We start from the raw sequence: 17,449 nt of genomic DNA, 5'->3' as shown, positions 1-17,449 counted from the left end.
GCGCTCGTTAGGAACTGGTCAGTTTCGCTCTTTGAGATCTGAACAGTTGTGTGTGGTTAGTTTGCCGCGTTTTCGGCGCGGACGGAGGGTAGCGTCTCGATCTCGGTGTTTCTGAGTCGATAGCTGGAGCCCTTCAAGGTGACGACTTCGGCGTGATGGACGATGCGGTCGATCATGGCCGCGGCGACGACCTGGTCGGAGAAGACGTCGCCCCAGCGGGCGAAGGGCATGTTGCTGGTTAGGATCAGCGACGCGTGTTCGTAGCGGGATGAGACGAGTTGGAAGAACAGGTTCGCGGCGTCTTGCTCGATCGGGATGTAGCCGACCTCGTCGACGATGATCAGCCCGTAGCGGCGCAGCTTGGCCAGTTCGGCGCCGAGCTTGCCGACCGCGTGGGCCGCTTGCAGGCGGGTGACCCATTCGGTCGCGGTGCCGAACAGGACCCGGTGGCCGAGGTGGGCGGCTCTGATGCCGAGCGCGATCGCCAGGTGCGTCTTTCCGGTTCCGGGCGGGCCGATCAGGACGACGTTCTGCCCGCCTGCGAGGAAGGCCCCGCCGGCCAGGTGAAGGATGGTGTCGCGTTTGAGTGCGGGTTGGTGATCGAACACGTAGTCCTCGATCGTCTTGCGGGCGGGGAACCCCGCCGCCCGGATCCGCAGCTCTGATCCGGAGGAGTCCCGGGCGGAGACTTCCCGGTCCAGGACGGCGGCTAGGTATTCTTCGTGGGACCAGCCGGCGTCGCGGGCCTGGTCGGCCAGCCGGGCGGCGTGCTCCTGGATGCGCGGCGCTTTCAGCGCCCGGGCGAGGTGGTCGATCTGCTTGATAGCGGTGGTGGTCATGCGGTGTGCTCCTCCTGGTCGAGGGTGATGCCGAAGAAGGCGTCGTAGTCGGCCAGATCCCGCAGGATCCCGGCATCGTCGATGGTCTTCGGGCGCGGTTGCTGGAACGCGGTTCGCAGCCGGCCGGCGTTGCTGACGTGTTCGGGGTCGGTGATCCGTCCTGCGCGTCCCCAGCTGCGGGGATGGTCGGCGACCAGCCGACCGGCGAGGCGGGCTTGGACCCGTTCCAGGTCGGCGCTGATATCGACCATCCGATCGATCACTGCCGGGTCGACGGAGTAGTCGTTGCCGAGGACGGGCGTGTAGTAGTCCCGGCCGACTCGGATCCGGTTGCGGAACCCGGCCTGCGGATCAACCGGCGGCAGGACAAGCATTGCCTTCCGGTCGAGCTCGATCAGCTGAGTCGGGCTGGCCTGCAGCGATCGCACCGTTCGTTGATTCGCTCTGGCCAGCCAGGTCACCAGTTGCGCGTTGAAGTCGTCGGGGTGCTCGAACTGCCGTCCGGGCATGAACGAGGTCTCCAAGTACTGGTTCGCTCGTTCGACGATGCCCTTGGACTCCGGGTCGAAGGGTTTGAGCTGAACCATCCGGGTCGCCAGAGTCCCGCAGAACCCAGCGACGCCCTCCGCGAGATGGTTCCGGCGGCCGATGCCGGCCTCGTTATCCCAGATCAGTCGGCGGGGAACCGCGCCGAGCTGCTGGCTCAGCAGCGACCACATGCCCGCCAGCAGATCCGGTGTCCTGCGGGTCGGCAGCATCCGGGCGGTGATGAACCGTGAATACGAGGCCACGATCACCAACACCGGGAACGACGCCCACTGCCCCGGTCCCGGTCGGGACCCGAACCGGCGGGAACCAGAGATCGCACTGGACCTGATCGCCCGGGGAGTAGTCCAACCGGTCCGCAGGATCCTTCGGCGCATACTCCGGCCGTAGCAACGCAACCCTTTTCCGGAACCACGACGGCGATCCTGCCCAGCCGACCCGTTCAGCGATCACCGTCGCCGGCATCGTCGGGAACTCGGCCAGCAGCGACCGCACCCGCGGCTCGAACTCGTCGAACGAGGACGGCCGGTCCGGGGTCTGGAACCTCGGCGGCGACTCCGAAGCCAACGCCTTCAACACCGTCGTGCGCGAGATCCCGAGCTGTCTTGCGATCTGCGCCTTCGGCACTCCTTCCGCCAGATGCAACTGCCGAATCAAGGCCCAATGCTCCAAGGAGATCACCCGTCCAATCGTGGAGTAGGTGTCCAGTTCTCAAAGAGCGAATGTGTTCAGTTCTTCACGAGCGGCGACACCAGGCGGCTTCGACGAGCAGGCGACGGGCATGTCCATTGCCGGTCTTGGTGATCGGTCCCTGCATTCGAGACTGACCCGAGGAGAACTCGGAGGGCATCAAGCCGACGAACGAGCCGATGCTGTTCCCCGTGAACCGTGTCCAGTCGCCGATTTCGACCGCGAGCGATCCCGGTCAGCACGCTCACCCCACGCAAGCATCCCAGCCGGCGCCCGATCGGGGTGAACTCGCTATCGTTCGCGAGGTCTGCGATCGCCTTGTCGAGTCGGTCTCGACGGGCCTTGATCTGCAGTACGGTCTCATACTCCGCATCGAATGCGGCCCGCGATGCGGAGCCGGTCAGGTGCTGCTGGGTGAGCCACCGGTCATGTTTAGTCGTCCACGCGGCACCCTCGTCGTAGACGAGCCCCTGTCGCAGCAACAGTTTGCTCAGCCGATGACGGGAACGCATCAGATCGCCCCTGCAGTCTTCCCGGGCCCGCACCAGATCCCGTGCGGCTTCCTGATCGGCAGAGGGGACCGAGACCGGGGTGACCTCATCCAACCGCAGCAACCGGGCCAGGTGCACGGCGTCTGTCGCGTTGGTCTTCACCGGATCCCCGCTGGGATTTGCAGCTTCGATGGAGCCGCGACTACGCAACGCACCCCCGCGGCCGTCAACACAACCCGAACCCCGTCGGGCCTGCCTCATATGCGACCGCGATCGGGCCCGGCAGACCCCGCACCCATTCCAGAATCCGATCGCTGCCCGGCGGCAGCTTCGCCTGAAACAACTCGCCTGTCACACATCAATCGCCGCTGCCGCGACGGAACGAGCATGCACATCCAGTCCAACACTCGTACGCTCAGTGAACACGGGGCCTCCCACAACTGTCGGATAGGCCGGGCGGACCACCTCCACCCGGTAACCCACGAGTTTTGTGAGCGTGGCCCCGTCCCGTAACCCCCTCACCCGAAGAGGGTCACTCCAAACCGTCTAGACGCCCGCCGTTCCGGGCAGCAGCAGGGTGAACCGCCCGTCCGCGTCGGGCAGGTCGCCTGCCGCGCGGGCGAAGGCGCGGAACGACGCCACCGCGACGCTTCGCTCGTCGGGGTCCATCTCGGCCAGAACCTCCGCCAGAGCGGACCGGCGGTGACCGATGACGCGCTGCACCAGCTCGGCGCCGGCGGAGGTCAGCGCGACGCGCACGAAGCGGCGGTCGTCGGGATCTTCGGTGCGGTGGACCAATCCGGCGCGCACCAGCTTCTCGCACGTGCGGGTGGCGTTGGAGGCGTGCACGCCCAGTTCGGTCGCGACGTTGCCGAGAGTCTGCGGCCCGTGCGTCGCGATCATCACCAGCACGCGCAGCTGCGGTGACGTGACGATGTCCTCCACCTCGGACACGGACCGCGCGGCCACCCGCATCATCACATCGGCCGCCCGGAGTGCGGCGTCGACTTCTCTGGCGTGCTGGTCGTCGTGACTCACCCTCTAGTTCTACCGCGTATCGCCGGCTATGCGTACGGACGTGCGGCTGATGGACGCGCGAGCCGCCTTGGAGCGCCGTTCGCCCCCTTCCGTGCGGGTAGCCATCGGGGGATAATTGCGATGTCGCAACTAAGGAGGCGATCGACATGGTCGAAGCGCAGGAACGCGACGCGGTCGAGGGCCGGTACACCCAGGCCGAGCCCGAGACGGCAGAAGGCCGCACCGTCCACGGTCAGTACACCGAGGGCGAAGGGCACCCGGGGCCCGACACCGAGATCGCGGGCGCATACGTGGGCTCTCAGCGTGAGGGGAGGCCTCCGATCGTGAGGAGCACCCATCAGCGCATCGGGAACTACCCGAAGGCGGAGCACGAAGCGCACCCCGAGAAGGAGGAGAGCACCGAGGAGGCCGACACCGAGGAGACCGACGAGGGGCGCTGAGCGCGCGGCCAGCGCACGCTAGCCCGCCGAGGGGCACGTTATCGCCCCTAAAACCGCATTTTAGGGGCACTAACGTGCCCCTCGGCGGGCTGGGCGGACGCGGTGGCGGTCGTGGTCACGATGCGGCCCGCCCCTCGACGGTCTGAGACTTCGCGGCCTGAGTCTCCGCGGCCCGAGACCCCGCGGCCTGAGACCCCGGGGCGCTCAGGAGGTCCGGAAGGGGGAGGTCCGGATCGCGAAGGCGCTCGCGAGCGACCGGAGCGCGTGAGGCCACGAGCGACTTGATGTCGTCGTTGACGTCCCAGACGTTCACGTTCATGCCGGCGACCACCCGGTTCTCGCGCAGCCAGAAGGCGATGAACGAGCCGGAGGACGGCTCCCCGCGGTAGACCACCTCAGCACCCGCGGTGAGCGGCGCGAAGCCGGCGTACTCCATCCCCACGTCGAACTGATCGGTGAAGAAGTACGGCACGGCGTCGTGCTCGACGCGCTCGCCGAGCATTGCCCTGGCGGCGGTCGTGCCCCCATCGATCGCGTTGGCCCAGTGCTCGCTGCGCAGCCTCCCGTCGATCAGCGGGTGGACGGCGAACGCTATGTCGCCAGCGGCCCACACGTTCGGCGCGCTCGTCCGCAGCGACGAATCGGTGAGCACGCCGTTGCGGACCGCGAGCCCTGCGTGCTCGGCCAACTCGATGACGGGCACAGCGCCGACACCGACGATCACGACGTCGGCGGGCACCACGTCGCCGTCCGCCAGGCGCACGCCGGTGGCGTGGCCGCCCTCGCCGGCGATGGAGTCGACCTCGACGCAGGTCCGGATGCCGACACCGTGCGCCGCGTGCACGTCGGCGAAGTAGCTGCCGAGTTCGTCGCCGAGCGCGCCCGCCAGCGGGATCGGGTCGCGCTCCAGGATGGTGACCTCGTTGCCGAGAGTGCGAGCGCTCGCCGCCACCTCCATCCCGATCCAGCCGGAGCCGATCAGCACGACCTCCCGGCCGCCACCCGCGATGATCTCGCGCAGCCGGTCGCTGTCGTCGAGGGTGCGCAGCGAGAGCACACCGTCGAGGTCGGCGCCTCGGATGGGCAGTCGACGCGGGACCGAGCCGGTCGCCAGCAGGGCCCGGTCGAAGCGGTGGGTCATCCTGTCGGAGTCGGTCACCGTGCCGGCCGTCGGGTCGAGTCGCGCGATGCGCGTGCCGAGGTGGAGGTCGATGTCGTTGTCGCGATACCAGGCCTCCTCGTGTACGTCGAGGGAGGCACGGAGGTCGGTGCCAGCGAGGTAGCCCTTGGAGAGCGGCGGACGGATGTAGGGCAGGTGACTCTCGGCGCCGAACAGCCGGATGGCGCCGTCGTAGCCGGCCTCCCGCAAGGCGGTCGCAGCGGTGGCGCCGGCGAGGGAGGCTCCGACGATCGCGATCTGGAACGGTGAGTTCATCGCTCGGCCCTCCCCACAGCGAAGCGGCGTGCGTCGTCGAAGCGACGCGCTCCTGGGCCTGCGAGCTCGCCCGTGAACCGCGAGGTGCGGGTCATGGCGCCGGGAGCGCGCACGCCGCGCACCGCCATGCAGAGGTGCTCGGCCTCCAGCACCACTCCGACCCCGCGCGGCTCCAGCTCGGCGTCGAGCCAGTCGGCGACCTGCACCGTCAGTCGTTCCTGAAGCTGTAGGTCGCGCGAGAAATGCTCGACGGCACGGGCGAGCTTCGAGAGGCCGAGCAGCCGATCGCCGGGCAGATAGCCGACGTGGGCCACGCCGCGAAACGGCATCAGGTGGTGCGCGCACAGCGAGGTGAACGGGATGTCGCGCAACAGCACCAGGTCGTCGTAGTCGTCGTCGTTCGGGAAGGTGGTCGGCCGCAGCGGCGGAGCGTCGAGCAGCTCGGCGAAGGCGGCTGCCACCCGCCGTGGGGTGTCGGTCAGCTGCGGGTCGGCGGTGTCGCGCCCGAGCGCGTTCAGGAGGTCGGCGATCGCGGCCTCGGCGCGCGGCCGGTCGATTGTGCCCGTCCACGGTCCTGGCAGCGGGTCGTGGACCGGGCGGAGCGGTGGGTGGTCCTCATGGAACTCTGTCGTCAGCGACATCGTGGCCTCCTCGTGCTGTCCTCCGGCTTCGTGCTGTCCCGAGCTTCTGGGGCGAGGATACGTACGCGTCTCTTCTTTTGTCAAGAACTACTTTTTTAGAGCTATGATGGGTGCATGACCAACGATGATCTGACCGCGGTCGCGGCGCTCGCAGAGCCCGTGCGCCGTGAGCTGGTGCGCCTCCTGGAGGCCTCCGGCGAGCCGTTGGGGCGCGACGAGCTCGCCGACCGCGTGGGTGTTCCGCGGGCCACTGGGGCCTTCCACCTCGAGAAGCTGGTCGACTCCGGCGTGCTGGTCGCGGAGTTCCGTCATCGCGGCGACAGGCGCGGCCCGGGCTCGGGGCGCCCGGCGAAGTTCTACTCCCTCGCTCGCGATGAGTTCGCGGCGACCATCCCTCCCCGGCGGTACGACCTGGCCGGCGAGCTGCTCGCGAGCGCGGTCGAGCTCTCCGACGGCACGGGACGACCCGTTCGGGAGTGCTTGCTGAGTGTCGCAGCCGAGAACGGCGCGCGTGGCAGCGATGCGACCCGGCCGCTGGGCGACACCCTCGGCGATCTCGGCTACGAGCCGGTCGACGACGACCAGGGCGGTTACGTGCTCGCCAACTGCCCGTTCCACCGCCTGTCGAGCCGCCACACCGACGTGATCTGCTCGGCCAACGTGGCCTATGTCGCAGCGCTCAGCGCCGGAGCGAGCGATCCACGCGAGACGTGGCTGGAGCCGCTGGAGGGCGGCTGCTGCGTGCGCGTCGGGCCGGCCTCCATCAGGCCGCCGGTTGATGGCAATCCAACCGACTGAGGATCCCGTCAGCGGCTGAGCTCAACCGTGAACAGTGACGCGACAGGAGACCTCTGACGACGGGTGGTCCGAGATGGAGCGGTTGATGCCAGGGTCCCGGCTGCCGCGCACGCGGCGGCCCTCGGCGAGATCCGTCTCGCGGAGGTCTTGAGGTTGTGCGCCCGGGGGCCTAGTTTGTGAACCACGCGTGTGAGCGCTCTCACACCCCGGTGAATTGCGAAGGAGCACGATGAGCCGAAGAGTTGTCCGCCGAGGCGGCCTCGCCCTGACCGCCATCTCGGTCGCCCTGGCACTGACTCAACTCGCGGGCGCCGCGCCTGCGCTCGCCGACCCGAACCCCCAACCGCTGCCTCCCGCCACCCGCTTCTTCACGCCGACGCCCAGCGCCGGGGCGGTGAAGCAGGTCGGGCAGCTCATCGCAAAGCGCGACCTGAAGGACGCGGCGCTGATCACCAAGGAGATCGCAACACCGCAGGCGGTGTGGTTCACCGACGGCACGGCCGCCGTGGTCAAGCAGAAGGTGCGCACGGTCGTCGTGGAATCCACCCTCACCCGGACGGTGCCGACGCTGGTGGTCTACAACGTGCCCGGCAGGGACTGCTCGCAGTACTCCTCCGGAGGCGCCGGCAGCGATGAGGCGTACCGGACGTGGGTGGACGGACTCGCCGCAGGCCTGAGCAGCTCCCAGCGCGTCATCGTGATCGTCGAGCCGGATGGACTCGCCAACCTGCCCAGCGACTGCCCCTCTGCCTACCCCGGCCAGGATGTCGCGGCGCTGACGGCGGGACGGATCGCAGACATCAAGTACGCCGGGATGACGATCACGAAGTCGGATCCGCAGGCCCTCGTCTACCTCGACGCCGGCCACAGCGCGTGGCACTCGGTCGGCGACATCACCACGCGCCTGGAGCAGGCCGGCGTGGCGGACGTTCAGGGCTTCTCCCTCAATGTCTCCAACTACCAGTTCACTCCGAACCTCGAGGAGTACGGCAGCTGGGTCTCCGACTGCCTCGCCTACACGACGTCCGTCAAGGCCGGCGACACCGGCAGCTGCGGCGACATGTACTGGAGTGGCGGACCAGCCAACAACTGGACCGGCACGGCCCTGAACCCGAACGGCCAGTGGAGCCCGACGGCCACCGACTCGGCGCTCAACACCGCGGGGATCGACTCGCGGTACGCGAGCATCCTGGGTACAGCGACACCGACAGCCCATTACGTGCTCGACACGAGCCGCAACGGACGAGGGCCGTGGGCTGCGCCCGCGTCCGCGGGCTACCCGGACCCTCAGACCTGGTGCAACCCTCCCGGAGCGGGACTGGGCGCCCGTCCCCAGGCGGCGCCCGCACAGGCGGCGTATCCCCTGCTGGACGCGTTCCTCTGGGTGAAGACGCCGGGCCAGTCGGACGGCCAGTGCAACCGCGGCATCAGCGGGAGTACGACAGACCCCGAGTGGGGTGGAATCGTGGACCCGGCGGCGGGCGCCTGGTTCCCGCAGCAGGCCCTCCAGCTCGCCCAGAACGCGGTACCGTCGCTGTTCTGAACGTGAAACGGCCCGAGTGTGGTCCGATCCCGTCGCGGCGAGGGCACGTGTTTCCCTGGAAGTACGGGCCTTATGGAGCTGCCACGGTGGGCGACTGACGGAAAGCACGTAAATCACGACCATGCACGGTGAGGGCTGGTGGAGCCTGGACTCCGCCAGCCCTTGCCGTTTTCGATTCCGGCTTCAGAGGCCGATGCCGCCGTCCGCGGGCGGCCTTCTGTCTGAGTGGGTGACATCTTCACCCGCACGTGGCGAACAACGGACGCTAACCACCGCGAATCGGCCCGGAGGTCACGCTCACCACGCCGTCGATCGAACCCAGCTCCGCGAGGAGCCGATCGGCGTCTTTCTGCTTGCCGCGCACGTGAACGGCGAGTTCGAGATCGCGGTCGGAACGTCGGCGAAGGTCGTCCACGCGCGCGTGCATGCCCGCGGTGGCGAGACTGTCGAGCACGGTACCGAGCTGCTCTCCGGTCGGAGAGACCCGGACGAGCAGCTGGTTCTCCGACCTCCTGCGGAGGAGCCGTTCGGCGATCGGCAATGTGCCGACAGTCACGAGGTGCAGAGTGGTCCCCGCGACGGCGAGCAGGGGAAGACCGGCGCCGCACGCCATCCCGACCGCCGCCGTCACCCAGATGGAGGCCGCCGTGGTCAGCCCGACGACGTTGCCGCGATTCACGAAGATCACGCCGGCGCCGACGAAGCCGATGCCCGTGACGACCTGCGCGGCGATCCGGGAGGGGTCGACGGCGCCCAGCCCGAGCGAAGCGAAGCCGTAGGCCGAGACGAGAGTGAACAGCGTGGCGCCCAGCCCCACGAGGATGTGCGTGCGCAGCCCTGCGCTCTTGAACTGGCGTTCGCGTTCGATGCCGATGACCGCGGAGAGCACGAAGGCGAGCAGGAGCAGCAGCAACTGGTCCGCCAGCGTACCGGTGCCCAGCCACATGCTCATGGGCGGGAGTTTAGGAGGGTGCGGCCTCCGTGGCACCCCTGATCCGGCCGCGGGGCCGCACGAACACCAGCAGGCAGAGGTGCACCACGGCGAGGCCGCTCGCTATCGAGACGACCGCCAGCCAACTGCCGGAGGTCGTCCCAGTGCTGAAGAGCAGACCGAGAACCGTCGTCGCCACGATCGCACCGACATAGCGGGAGGTTTGGAAGATACCGGCGGCGACCCCCGCGTCCTCCGGGCGCGCGGCGGAGTACAGCGACTGGTTCATAGCGATGCTCACCACGCAATACGGGATTCCCAGCCCCGCCGTCAGCGCCAGCATGACCCACGGCGCCGTCGTCGCGGCAGCGAACCCGAGCAGCACGGCGCCGACGACCAGTGCCGAGGCTCCAGCGAGCAGCGTCGGCCGAAGCCCGACGCCCTCGATCGCGCGCGCCGCCAGCGGGGTGACCGCGATGGTCACCGCCGCGAGCGGGAACATCAGCAGCCCGGTGATGCCGGCCGAGTAGCCGCCGTGCTCCTGAAGGTACTGAGGGAGGCCGAAGAACGCGCTGTAGTAGACCACGTTGAAGACGGCGAAGCACAGGTAGACCATCAGCAGCCGTCGGTTGGCGGCGAGCAGCCGCAGGTCGAGGAACGGGTGCCGCGTGCGCAGCTCGCGCCAGACGAACAGTGCCGCGGCGATCGGGACCACCGGCAGCAGCCACCAGAGCGGTTGCGGGCGCAGGTCGAGCAGGAAGATCAGGAGGGCGGTGAGGGTCGTGACGAAGAGCAGGATGCCGGGCACGTCCGACTCGGCGACGATGCGCCGCAGCGGGGCGCGGTGGAGCTCAGAAGGAGCTCGAAGCGGTCCTGCGACCCCAGCGCCGAGGGAGCCTGCGACCGAGGTCATGGTCTGTGACCGAGGGTCGGCCTCGCGTGGCGCAAAGACGCTCACCCCCACGAAGGCGAGGGCGGCGAGCGGAATATTGACCCAGAAGATGGCCTGCCAGCCGAGGAAGGTCACCAACGCGCCGCCGAGCACCGGACCGATCGCGGCACCGGAGGTGTTGGCGATCTGGATGCGGCCGAGCAGGCGCGGAGTGCCGACCGCGCTGCTCGCCGCGACAGCGCGCAGCATCGCGATCGCCGACGGGAACGCCGTCGCCGTCCCGACAGCGAGGGCGACACGCCCGGCGCACACCGCGGCGAACGAGCTCACGAACGGGGTCGCGGCGCAGGCGAGCGCGACCACGAGCATGCCGAAGAGGAAGAGGCGGCGCGGCCCGAAGCGGTCGGCGAACCGGCCCATGAGCGGCTGCCCGGCGGCCGATGCGAGGTAGAAAGACGTGACTACCCAGGTCACGGTCGTGACGCTGACCTGGAAGTCGCGCTGCAACGGCACCAGAGCGACCGCGATCATCGACGAGTTGAGCGGGTTCAGCAGCGTGCCAAGGCTGAGTGCCGCCACCGCCCAGCCCGCACGGGCGGGGGCGGGCGCGTCGGTCACCTGACCACCTTACGCGGGTGGGCAGGCCCCGCCGGCTTGCCGTGACCAACGGTCTCAGTCGGCGGTCTCAGTCATCGAGGTCGCCGGTGGTGAGGGGAATCGTCGACCGGTACGGGTACGCCGGCATCGACGAGAACTCCTCGTCCTCGTCCAGCACGTACACGTCGTAGGCGAGAGCGCCCGCGAACGTGGTGGTGACCCGGATCTCGCCCGGCGGACAGCCTCCGATCAGGGGCACGACCACGACACTGTCCAGGGTGCGGCCGTCTTCGTACAGAAGTGCCGCTTTGATGGTTCGCGTGAGAGCGTCCATGGCCGGACTTTACGCCGCCGCCGCGCGACGACTTGACGGCGCGCGGGAGGACGGCGAAAGTGTTTCCTGGAGAGGACGCGATGGGAACGCTGATCTACGACGGGGCCGACGGCTTCACGTTCGACGACCGGGTGCTCGCACATCTGCAGGCGGTGATCGCCACGAAGCTGCGCCGACGCGAAGGATTCCTGCTCCTCTGGGCCGACCGCACAGCGGGAGCGGAGCCGATACTTCGGTCGATCTGGCTCGACCCGTCGATCAGCCTCCAGTTCGTGTTCGCACGTCCGGAACTCCCCGAGCTCAACCGGGAATGGCTCACGATCCTCACCGAGAAGGCGAACAGCAACAGTGGGCTCCTGCTCGAGGACGACCTGCGCGCCGAGATCCGCGAAGAACTGCCGGAGGGTACCTACCGGGACTCCCGCCCCAAACGCCAGGGCGACTGACGTGGGCAAGCTGATCTACGGCAACAGCCGCGAGTACGAATTCGACGACCGCACGCTCTCGCACGTCAAGATCGCCCTGGTGACCAAGCTGCGTCGCCACGAGAGCTTCCTGCTCAACTGGGAGATCCCCGTCGAGCAGGGCGGAGGCCGCATGAGCCTCTGGATCAGCCGCGAGATCCCGCTGTCGTTCGTGTTCAGCGGCAGCCGACCTCCCACGCTGAACGAACGCTGGATGGAGGCGCTGCTGCACACCAGCCAACGCACGGGCGGGATGGTCATCATGACGGAGGACGCTGCGGAGCGCGGCGAGTTCACCGATCGCTGAGGCAGCGCTCCTGGCAGCCTGGACGCCCACTGCGAAGCAGCGTCGAACGGCCGATACCGCTCTACCATCGAGGTGTGGACAAGGTAGAGAGTCGGCGCGGCAATCGGGCCGAGCGTGCGGCCGAATGGCTGGACGCCAAGCTGCTCCCGGTCCTCGGCCCGCCTCCTCTCGGCCCATACGGCCAGGAGGCACCGAGGACGGAAGCTGCGACGTGCCCGCTCTGCACCCGCCGAATCGACGAGCACACGATGGAGCGCGACCACGGTCACGCCTTCCTCGTGTGCCCGTCGCCCGCGCGGACGCAGTTGCAGGTCGAATGAGCGACCGGTGAGGAGCACTTGCGGCGCGGCCGTGAGCGCTGGGGGGAGATGTGCGTCGGGGGCGGCTATGTCGCTCGGACAGGCGGTACCAGCAAGAGGGGTAGAACTCCGTAGACGAATGACCCGAAGATCACGAGGATCCACGCCCCCAGGACCGACCTGTACGGATCGCCCGCGTGAAGGGTGAGCCCCGCCGAGACCAGCCATTGCGACGCAGCAATCGCGGACACGCTGCTTAATGCAAGAAGGACCAGCCGTCTCGCTAGGGGATGGATGCGCGGGAGCACCGCCACGACTGCGCTGACAGCTCCGGCGATGGCGGAGACAGCGAATGTTGCGGCGAAGAACTCACCGGTCGGGGTCGCGCGGTCGGCCGCGCCATTTGATGACCAGTGCGTCCCGACCGCTTCCGGAAGTTCTTGGTCCCATGTCAACCATGACCCAGTGCGACGACTGACGGGAATACGGATGCAAGCACGGCGGCCAGCCTGCGTAGCGTGTTTGACGTGTCACCCAGGCATTTCGATCTCGCGATAGGCATGACGTATCGTGACGCTCACTGCTGCAAGCATTAGCACGACCATCGCGATCAAAAGAAACGGGAAGCTCGGTGGGAGCAGGTACAGTGCGGCGATCACCGGAAGAGCCGTAATCGACAGAAGAATCTGCTTCGACATGTGCGGCAGAAGTGACTGATGTACAGCTTTCCACAACGCCTCGTCCTTCATCTTGCGTGAAATCCTGAATCCAACGAGCGGATTGGGACCCACTTTGATCGCCAGCACTGTTAGCAGGTAAGTCACGACTGGGATGGCAGCGACAAGGACGGTAAGCCCGAGTTCAGGCAGCGTGCGCAACCTCTTCTACTTTCGGCCGCCTAGGGGCCTGGGGACATGACGGCGCAATCGGCGATACAGCCACAGCGAGTAGCCATCCCGCGCGCACCAAAGGCCGCCTCTGCATTCACGTATGCGACTCGAATCACGCACGCCCACAGAAGAATGTTTGGAGCATGGTGCCGCGACGTCGGTCTTCGAACCATCCGAACCAACGCGTGTCACCCAGGCTTGCTACAGCGAGTAGGACTCCTGTGTGAAACGTGGAAATATAAATCTAAGATTTCCATTAGGAAAAGCTAACACGCCAGCGCCGCGACGCGAAGTGATACAGCGGAGCTAGGGCAGCGCGGAGCGATGCCGCGACCCCAGCTCCGAGAGAGCCCGCGACCAAGGTTTCCACAGGTCAGGGCAGCAGCGCGAGCTTGCCGCCGGGGTGGCCCTCGGCGAGGAATCGCAGGGCCTCGGGGGCGTCGGCCAGCGAGTAGGTGCGCGCGATCGGCACTTGCAGGCGGCCTTCGGCCGCGAGCTGCAGGAGGCGCGGTCGCACCGCGTCGCGGAATGCGGCGCTCTCCGGCTGCGCGCCCGCGACAGCGTGGAAGCCGTCGCTCTTCGCCCGGTCGGCGGCGACGATGGTGACGATGCGGCCGCGGTCCGGCACGAGCTCGAGCGACACCTCCACCGCCTCCTGCGTCCCGACCGCGTCGAGCGCGGCGGCGATCGGTCCATTCGCTGCCGCGCGGACCCGGTCCGCGAGGCCGGGGCCGTAGGCGACCGGGTGGCCGCCGAAGCGGCGGACCCGCGCGAAGCTGTTCTCGCTCGCGGTGCCGATGACGTGTGCGCCGAGTTCCACGGCCTGCTGCAGGACGTTCACGCCGACCGCGCCCGATGCGCCGTGCACCAGGATGGTGTCTCCGTCGCCAACCCGGGTCACGTCGAGCATCTGGGCGGCAGTCGAGCCGGCGAGCAACAGGTTCGCGGCCTCCTCGTCCGTCAGCCGCGCGGGCTTCGCGAACACGTCGGATGCCGGAACCGTGACCTCGGTGGCGTAACCGCCCTGGATGCGGAAGGCCACGACGGGATCGCCGGGGGCGCCGCCGCCCGAGGCGATCTCGGTGTCGGGGCCGAGCTCGAGGAGTTCGCCGGCGACTTCGTAGCCGATCGGCGCGGGAAGCGCGAGGCCCGGACGCGGGCTCGCGACGTGCTTGAAGTCGGCCGGATTGACACCGGCTGCGCGCACGCGGATGGTGACTTCTCCTCGCCCGGGGCGCGGGACCTCCCGCTCCACGAACGACCAGGTGTCGGGGGAACCCCACCGTTCTGCCATCCACACGCGTGCCATGGAGACAGTCAACGCGCGGATCCTGTGCGCCGCCTCAAGATCGTGGCGTGCGCCGCGCCTCGAACCAGGCGGCGCCACGACCGACCCAGAGCGGAAGGGCGATCGCGACGGCGAGCCCCATCGACAGGATGCCCGCGATCGGCTCGCTGGTGAGCGCCGTGTAGAGCCCGACAGCCAGCTGGATCAGGCTCGCCAGCAGCACGATGACACGGGCGACGTCGGCCCCGCGGAAGACGCCGAAACCGACTGCCAGGTAGGCGAGCGCGACGACGAGGTAGCCGATCGACGACGCGAACAGACTCCCGGCCAGCGTCGAGGGGAGCGCCCCGGGCACTTCGGCCAGCACGAGGACGAGAATGCTGAGCACGAGTTCCAGCGCGCCGACGGCCCAGCAGAGCACCGCGACGGCCGTGACCACCGCTGGTCGACGTCCCGGCTCGGGTCGTTCGGGCGGCTCCGGTCCGGCGGCGGGCACGCTCACGAGGGCGATACCGAGTCGGAGGCCTTGCCGCTGTGACGGACGCGACGCGACGGCGCCGGCGCCAGCCGGAGCATCTGGGCGGTCGAGCTGTCGTCGAGCTCGACGAGCGTGCTCCGGGATTTGATGAAGTCGCTGAACGACCGGAACCCGAGCGCCTTCTCGCTGAACGACGGGTCCATCCGCTTCATCTGGCCTTTCACCGACGAACTGTGCAGCCACTCGGAGTCCTCCGTCTCGTGGCCGAGCTGCATCGCGCGGGCGAGCAGCCGCGTGGCGACGATCTGCGGATCCTCGGCGGGCTCGTCCGCAGGCTCCGGCTCCGGCGTGGCCGCCTTGCGTTTGCGGGCGGGACGCTTCGGCTGCTCCGCGTCCGGCGCGTTCTCGCCGGTCTCCGCGGCGGCGCCGCGTCGGCTGCGCGCTGACTCCGACCCGGTGGCGCTTGAGGTGGCTTGCTCTGCGGCCTCTGCTGCGTCCTCCTCGACCGGGCCGACCGTCTCAGCGGCATAGGTCGCCGCCTCGTCGCGTGCGACGCCGGGGAGGTCGTCGTAGCTGACGAACTCGTCGCAGGCCGCGGCGAGGGAGCGGGCCGTGGAGCCGGCGACGCCGATGCCGATGACGTACCGTCCGAGGCGCTTGATGCGCTGGGCCAGCGGGATGTAGTCGGAGTCGCCTGCGACGATGACGGCGTGGGTGAGTTCGGGGAGGCGGAAGAGATCCTCGACCGCATCGACCGCGAGGCGGATGTCGGCCCCGTTCTTGGCATACGCCGCCGCAGGGAACAGCTGTACCAGGTCCACGGCCCGCCCGACGAGCTGGCCTCGGTACTCGGCGTTGACGGCGGCGGACCAGTCCGCGTACGCCCGGGTGAGCACCAGGGTGCCGAAGGACGACGCGAAGTCGATGACCGCGCCGAGGTCGACGCGCGCTTCGGCCAGCTTCGCCACGAACGCGGGCTTCGGCTGCGTTCCCGACTTCTGCCGGTCGCGCATGAACTGACCCCGGCCGTGCACCTGGTCGTAGCGCGAGATCACGATGTTGTCGAAGTCGATATAGACCGCGACGCGGCCGTCCCCAGGTTCACTCATGCAGTCACGATATCCCGCGGAGAGCGCGTTCCCTGCCTCCGTGACCGTCGGCAAGGGAGGAGATCGCGGTTGACACGCCGGTTCACGGCACGGAACGGAGGTGGTCGACAGGGGATTGCCGCGAGTTTCCTCCGTTCGCGACGCCCGGCGATTCAGGGACCACTCCATGCACAGCGTCCGGCGACGTCGTGTGCACTGAACCGCTTCAGTCCGAGGTAACCTGGGCCCGTCCGGCGAGCGAAAGGAGCGGTCGATGGTGTCAGCGACACGCGTGACGATCGGCGGCCTCGCCGACAGGCTCGGGCTGTCCAAGGCCTCGGTGTCGTACGCGCTCAACGGCCAGCCGGGGGTGAGCGATGACACCCGCCGGCGCGTGCTCGACCTCGCGGACGAGCTCGGCTGGCATCCCAGCTCGAGCGCTCGTGCTCTCTCCCGCGCGCGGTCCGACGCGATCGGGATCGTGCTGCACCGCGATCCGGGCTTGCTCGGCACCGAGCCGTACTACATGAGCCTGCTGGCCGGGGTGGAGGCCGAGCTCGCCGAGAGCGGCCAGTCGCTGCTGCTGCGGATGGTCGGCACCTCGAACGGACAAGACCTGGCCGCCTATCGGCGCTGGAGCGCCGAGCAGCGCGTCGACGGCGTCATGCTGTTCGACATCGTCGTCGGCGACCCCCGGCCGGCGCTGCTCGACGAGCTGGGGCTGATGTTCGTGCTGCACGGCAATGACGAGGAGGTGGCTCCTGGCCGGGTGCTGCTCTACGACGCGTCCGGCGACGCGCGGTTGCTGGTCGAGCATCTGCATGCGCTGGGGCATCGCCGCATCCTGCACATCCAGGGTCCCAGCGAGTTCGAGCACGAACGCGACCGCGCGGAGGCGATCGCGCGTTTCGCGGCCGACCTCGGCATGCGGGCCGCATCGGAGCCGTCGGATTACTCGATGGAGGTCGGCGAACGCATCGCGGCGGCCCACGCCGACGATCCGGGGCTGTCGGCCATCGTGACCTCCAACGACCTGCTGGCGCTCGGGGCCCAGGCGGCGCTGTCGCGGCGCGGAAGGGACGACGTCGCCCTGGTCAGCTGGGACGACTCCCTGATCTGCCGCCTCGGCTCGCGCCCGCTCACGGCACTCGCGCGGTTCCCCGAGGAGCAGGGCAGGCGCGCCACCCGGATGCTGCTCGACGAGCTGGCCGGTGTCGAGACGCCGACCCATTTCGCGCGCGCCTCCGAACTGGTCGTGCGGTCGACGAGCGTCCGCGTGACAGCCTGAGAACGTATCCGGTATACACCGGATTTCCCCGGCGTCAACGCTTGGCATCACTGAACCGGTTCAGTTATAGTCGCCCTGGTGCTATGTGCGCTCTCCGGCGGCAAGCGCCCATCAAGAGACGAAGGAGTCACA

Annotated in this window: 18 protein-coding genes and 2 pseudogenes; 7 read left to right on the top strand and 13 right to left on the bottom strand. The window is 68.6% G+C overall.

Annotated features, from left to right (window positions below; translation table 11 throughout):
* Positions 1 to 56: 56 nt before the first annotated feature.
* The 4 genes and pseudogenes from istB to ACPPVW_RS00890 all read right to left on the bottom strand — a co-directional run bounded on the left by istB (position 57) and on the right by ACPPVW_RS00890 (position 3,604).
* Positions 57 to 839: an IS21-like element helper ATPase IstB gene (gene istB, locus ACPPVW_RS00905; protein WP_426624690.1), complete on the bottom strand. Its 783-nt coding sequence runs from the start codon at positions 837 to 839 to the stop codon at positions 57 to 59.
* Positions 836 to 2,057, bottom strand: a pseudogene (istA, locus tag ACPPVW_RS00900) (IS21 family transposase). The gene istB and the pseudogene istA overlap by 4 nt, the downstream one beginning before the upstream one ends.
* A gap of 70 nt (positions 2,058 to 2,127) precedes the next feature.
* Positions 2,128 to 2,992: pseudogene (locus ACPPVW_RS00895) on the bottom strand (IS110 family transposase); the annotation flags it as partial.
* Between the two features lie 120 nt (positions 2,993 to 3,112).
* On the bottom strand, positions 3,113 to 3,604 hold the full coding sequence (locus tag ACPPVW_RS00890; RefSeq protein WP_426624689.1) for a MarR family transcriptional regulator: 492 nt from the start codon (positions 3,602 to 3,604) through the stop codon (positions 3,113 to 3,115).
* A gap of 146 nt (positions 3,605 to 3,750) precedes the next feature.
* On the opposite strand from ACPPVW_RS00890, the gene ACPPVW_RS00885 reads away from it, so the two are divergent.
* Complete coding sequence (locus ACPPVW_RS00885) at positions 3,751 to 4,044, top strand: hypothetical protein (protein WP_426624688.1); 294 nt, start codon at positions 3,751 to 3,753, stop codon at positions 4,042 to 4,044.
* Between the two features lie 115 nt (positions 4,045 to 4,159).
* Here the strand turns inward: ACPPVW_RS00885 and ACPPVW_RS00880 are convergent, their stop codons facing one another.
* Both ACPPVW_RS00880 and folE read right to left on the bottom strand, forming a co-directional pair.
* The gene (locus tag ACPPVW_RS00880) at positions 4,160 to 5,479 is read right to left on the bottom strand and encodes an NAD(P)/FAD-dependent oxidoreductase (protein WP_426624687.1); all 1,320 of its coding nucleotides are present in this window, start codon (positions 5,477 to 5,479) and stop codon (positions 4,160 to 4,162) included.
* Entirely contained in the window at positions 5,476 to 6,120 is a 645-nt protein-coding gene (gene folE, locus ACPPVW_RS00875; protein ID WP_426624686.1) for a GTP cyclohydrolase I, read from the bottom strand. Before folE ends, ACPPVW_RS00880 begins: the two co-directional genes overlap by 4 nt.
* 114 nt (positions 6,121 to 6,234) lie before the next feature.
* Here folE and ACPPVW_RS00870 point away from each other — a divergent pair, with 114 nt between their 5' ends.
* On the top strand, positions 6,235 to 6,918 hold the full coding sequence (locus ACPPVW_RS00870) for a helix-turn-helix transcriptional regulator (RefSeq protein WP_426624685.1): 684 nt from the start codon (positions 6,235 to 6,237) through the stop codon (positions 6,916 to 6,918).
* 229 nt (positions 6,919 to 7,147) lie between these two features.
* The gene (locus ACPPVW_RS00865; RefSeq protein ID WP_426624684.1) at positions 7,148 to 8,461 is read left to right on the top strand and encodes a glycoside hydrolase family 6 protein; all 1,314 of its coding nucleotides are present in this window, start codon (positions 7,148 to 7,150) and stop codon (positions 8,459 to 8,461) included.
* A gap of 265 nt (positions 8,462 to 8,726) precedes the next feature.
* On the opposite strand, the gene ACPPVW_RS00860 is transcribed toward ACPPVW_RS00865, so the two are convergent.
* From ACPPVW_RS00860 to ACPPVW_RS00850, 3 genes are all read right to left on the bottom strand, one after another.
* Positions 8,727 to 9,413 carry an MgtC/SapB family protein gene (locus ACPPVW_RS00860; RefSeq protein ID WP_426624683.1) on the bottom strand — a complete coding sequence of 229 codons (687 nt, stop codon included), beginning with the start codon at positions 9,411 to 9,413 and terminating at the stop codon, positions 8,727 to 8,729.
* A gap of 10 nt (positions 9,414 to 9,423) precedes the next feature.
* Positions 9,424 to 10,902 carry an MFS transporter gene (locus ACPPVW_RS00855; RefSeq protein WP_426624682.1) on the bottom strand — a complete coding sequence of 493 codons (1,479 nt, stop codon included), beginning with the start codon at positions 10,900 to 10,902 and terminating at the stop codon, positions 9,424 to 9,426.
* Between the two features lie 67 nt (positions 10,903 to 10,969).
* Positions 10,970 to 11,215, bottom strand: a complete 246-nt coding sequence (locus tag ACPPVW_RS00850) for a hypothetical protein (RefSeq protein ID WP_426624681.1) — start codon at positions 11,213 to 11,215, stop codon at positions 10,970 to 10,972.
* 80 nt (positions 11,216 to 11,295) lie between these two features.
* Here ACPPVW_RS00850 and ACPPVW_RS00845 point away from each other — a divergent pair, with 80 nt between their 5' ends.
* The 3 genes from ACPPVW_RS00845 (at position 11,296) to ACPPVW_RS00835 (ending at position 12,306) form a co-directional block, all read left to right on the top strand.
* Positions 11,296 to 11,661, top strand: a complete 366-nt coding sequence (locus ACPPVW_RS00845) for a hypothetical protein (RefSeq protein WP_426624680.1) — start codon at positions 11,296 to 11,298, stop codon at positions 11,659 to 11,661.
* Between the two features lies 1 nt (position 11,662).
* Positions 11,663 to 11,986: a hypothetical protein gene (locus ACPPVW_RS00840; RefSeq protein WP_426624679.1), complete on the top strand. Its 324-nt coding sequence runs from the start codon at positions 11,663 to 11,665 to the stop codon at positions 11,984 to 11,986.
* Between the two features lie 74 nt (positions 11,987 to 12,060).
* Positions 12,061 to 12,306 (top strand): hypothetical protein, encoded by a 246-nt coding sequence (locus ACPPVW_RS00835; protein WP_426624678.1) that lies wholly within the window; start codon positions 12,061 to 12,063, stop codon positions 12,304 to 12,306.
* Positions 12,307 to 12,815: 509 nt separating this feature from the next.
* On the opposite strand, the gene ACPPVW_RS00830 is transcribed toward ACPPVW_RS00835, so the two are convergent.
* The 4 genes from ACPPVW_RS00830 to ACPPVW_RS00815 form a co-directional block, all read right to left on the bottom strand.
* On the bottom strand, positions 12,816 to 13,163 hold the full coding sequence (locus ACPPVW_RS00830; protein WP_426624677.1) for an SdpI family protein: 348 nt from the start codon (positions 13,161 to 13,163) through the stop codon (positions 12,816 to 12,818).
* A gap of 385 nt (positions 13,164 to 13,548) precedes the next feature.
* Positions 13,549 to 14,484, bottom strand: coding sequence for an NADP-dependent oxidoreductase (locus tag ACPPVW_RS00825; protein ID WP_426624676.1), 936 nt, complete (start codon positions 14,482 to 14,484; stop codon positions 13,549 to 13,551).
* A 34-nt stretch (positions 14,485 to 14,518) separates the two neighbouring features.
* The gene (locus ACPPVW_RS00820) at positions 14,519 to 14,965 is read right to left on the bottom strand and encodes a hypothetical protein (RefSeq protein WP_426624675.1); all 447 of its coding nucleotides are present in this window, start codon (positions 14,963 to 14,965) and stop codon (positions 14,519 to 14,521) included.
* Positions 14,962 to 16,050, bottom strand: a complete 1,089-nt coding sequence (locus ACPPVW_RS00815; protein WP_426624674.1) for an NYN domain-containing protein — start codon at positions 16,048 to 16,050, stop codon at positions 14,962 to 14,964. Before ACPPVW_RS00815 ends, ACPPVW_RS00820 begins: the two co-directional genes overlap by 4 nt.
* A 253-nt stretch (positions 16,051 to 16,303) precedes the next feature.
* On the opposite strand from ACPPVW_RS00815, the gene ACPPVW_RS00810 reads away from it, so the two are divergent.
* Entirely contained in the window at positions 16,304 to 17,317 is a 1,014-nt protein-coding gene (locus ACPPVW_RS00810; protein WP_426624673.1) for a LacI family DNA-binding transcriptional regulator, read from the top strand.
* Positions 17,318 to 17,449 lie beyond the last annotated feature (132 nt).

This window comes from Leifsonia sp. McL0607 (assembly GCF_049993355.1).
Classification (GTDB): Bacteria; Actinomycetota; Actinomycetes; order Actinomycetales; family Microbacteriaceae; genus Leifsonia.
This window is presented reverse-complemented; position numbering and strand designations above follow the sequence as displayed.

What these genes read in the sequence shown, in the direction of transcription:
- istB (WP_426624690.1), bottom strand. Translation starts at nt 839, where the DNA reads ATGACCACCACCGCTATCAAGCAGATCGACCACCTCGCCCGGGCGCTG.
- ACPPVW_RS00885 (WP_426624688.1), top strand. Translation starts at nt 3,751, where the DNA reads ATGGTCGAAGCGCAGGAACGCGACGCGGTCGAGGGCCGGTACACCCAG.
- ACPPVW_RS00880 (WP_426624687.1), bottom strand. Translation starts at nt 5,479, where the DNA reads ATGAACTCACCGTTCCAGATCGCGATCGTCGGAGCCTCCCTCGCCGGC.
- folE (WP_426624686.1), bottom strand. Translation starts at nt 6,120, where the DNA reads ATGTCGCTGACGACAGAGTTCCATGAGGACCACCCACCGCTCCGCCCG.
- ACPPVW_RS00870 (WP_426624685.1), top strand. Translation starts at nt 6,235, where the DNA reads ATGACCAACGATGATCTGACCGCGGTCGCGGCGCTCGCAGAGCCCGTG.
- ACPPVW_RS00865 (WP_426624684.1), top strand. Translation starts at nt 7,148, where the DNA reads ATGAGCCGAAGAGTTGTCCGCCGAGGCGGCCTCGCCCTGACCGCCATC.
- ACPPVW_RS00860 (WP_426624683.1), bottom strand. Translation starts at nt 9,413, where the DNA reads ATGAGCATGTGGCTGGGCACCGGTACGCTGGCGGACCAGTTGCTGCTG.
- ACPPVW_RS00850 (WP_426624681.1), bottom strand. Translation starts at nt 11,215, where the DNA reads ATGGACGCTCTCACGCGAACCATCAAAGCGGCACTTCTGTACGAAGAC.
- ACPPVW_RS00845 (WP_426624680.1), top strand. Translation starts at nt 11,296, where the DNA reads ATGGGAACGCTGATCTACGACGGGGCCGACGGCTTCACGTTCGACGAC.
- ACPPVW_RS00825 (WP_426624676.1), bottom strand. Translation starts at nt 14,484, where the DNA reads ATGGCACGCGTGTGGATGGCAGAACGGTGGGGTTCCCCCGACACCTGG.
- ACPPVW_RS00815 (WP_426624674.1), bottom strand. Translation starts at nt 16,050, where the DNA reads ATGAGTGAACCTGGGGACGGCCGCGTCGCGGTCTATATCGACTTCGAC.
- ACPPVW_RS00810 (WP_426624673.1), top strand. Translation starts at nt 16,304, where the DNA reads ATGGTGTCAGCGACACGCGTGACGATCGGCGGCCTCGCCGACAGGCTC.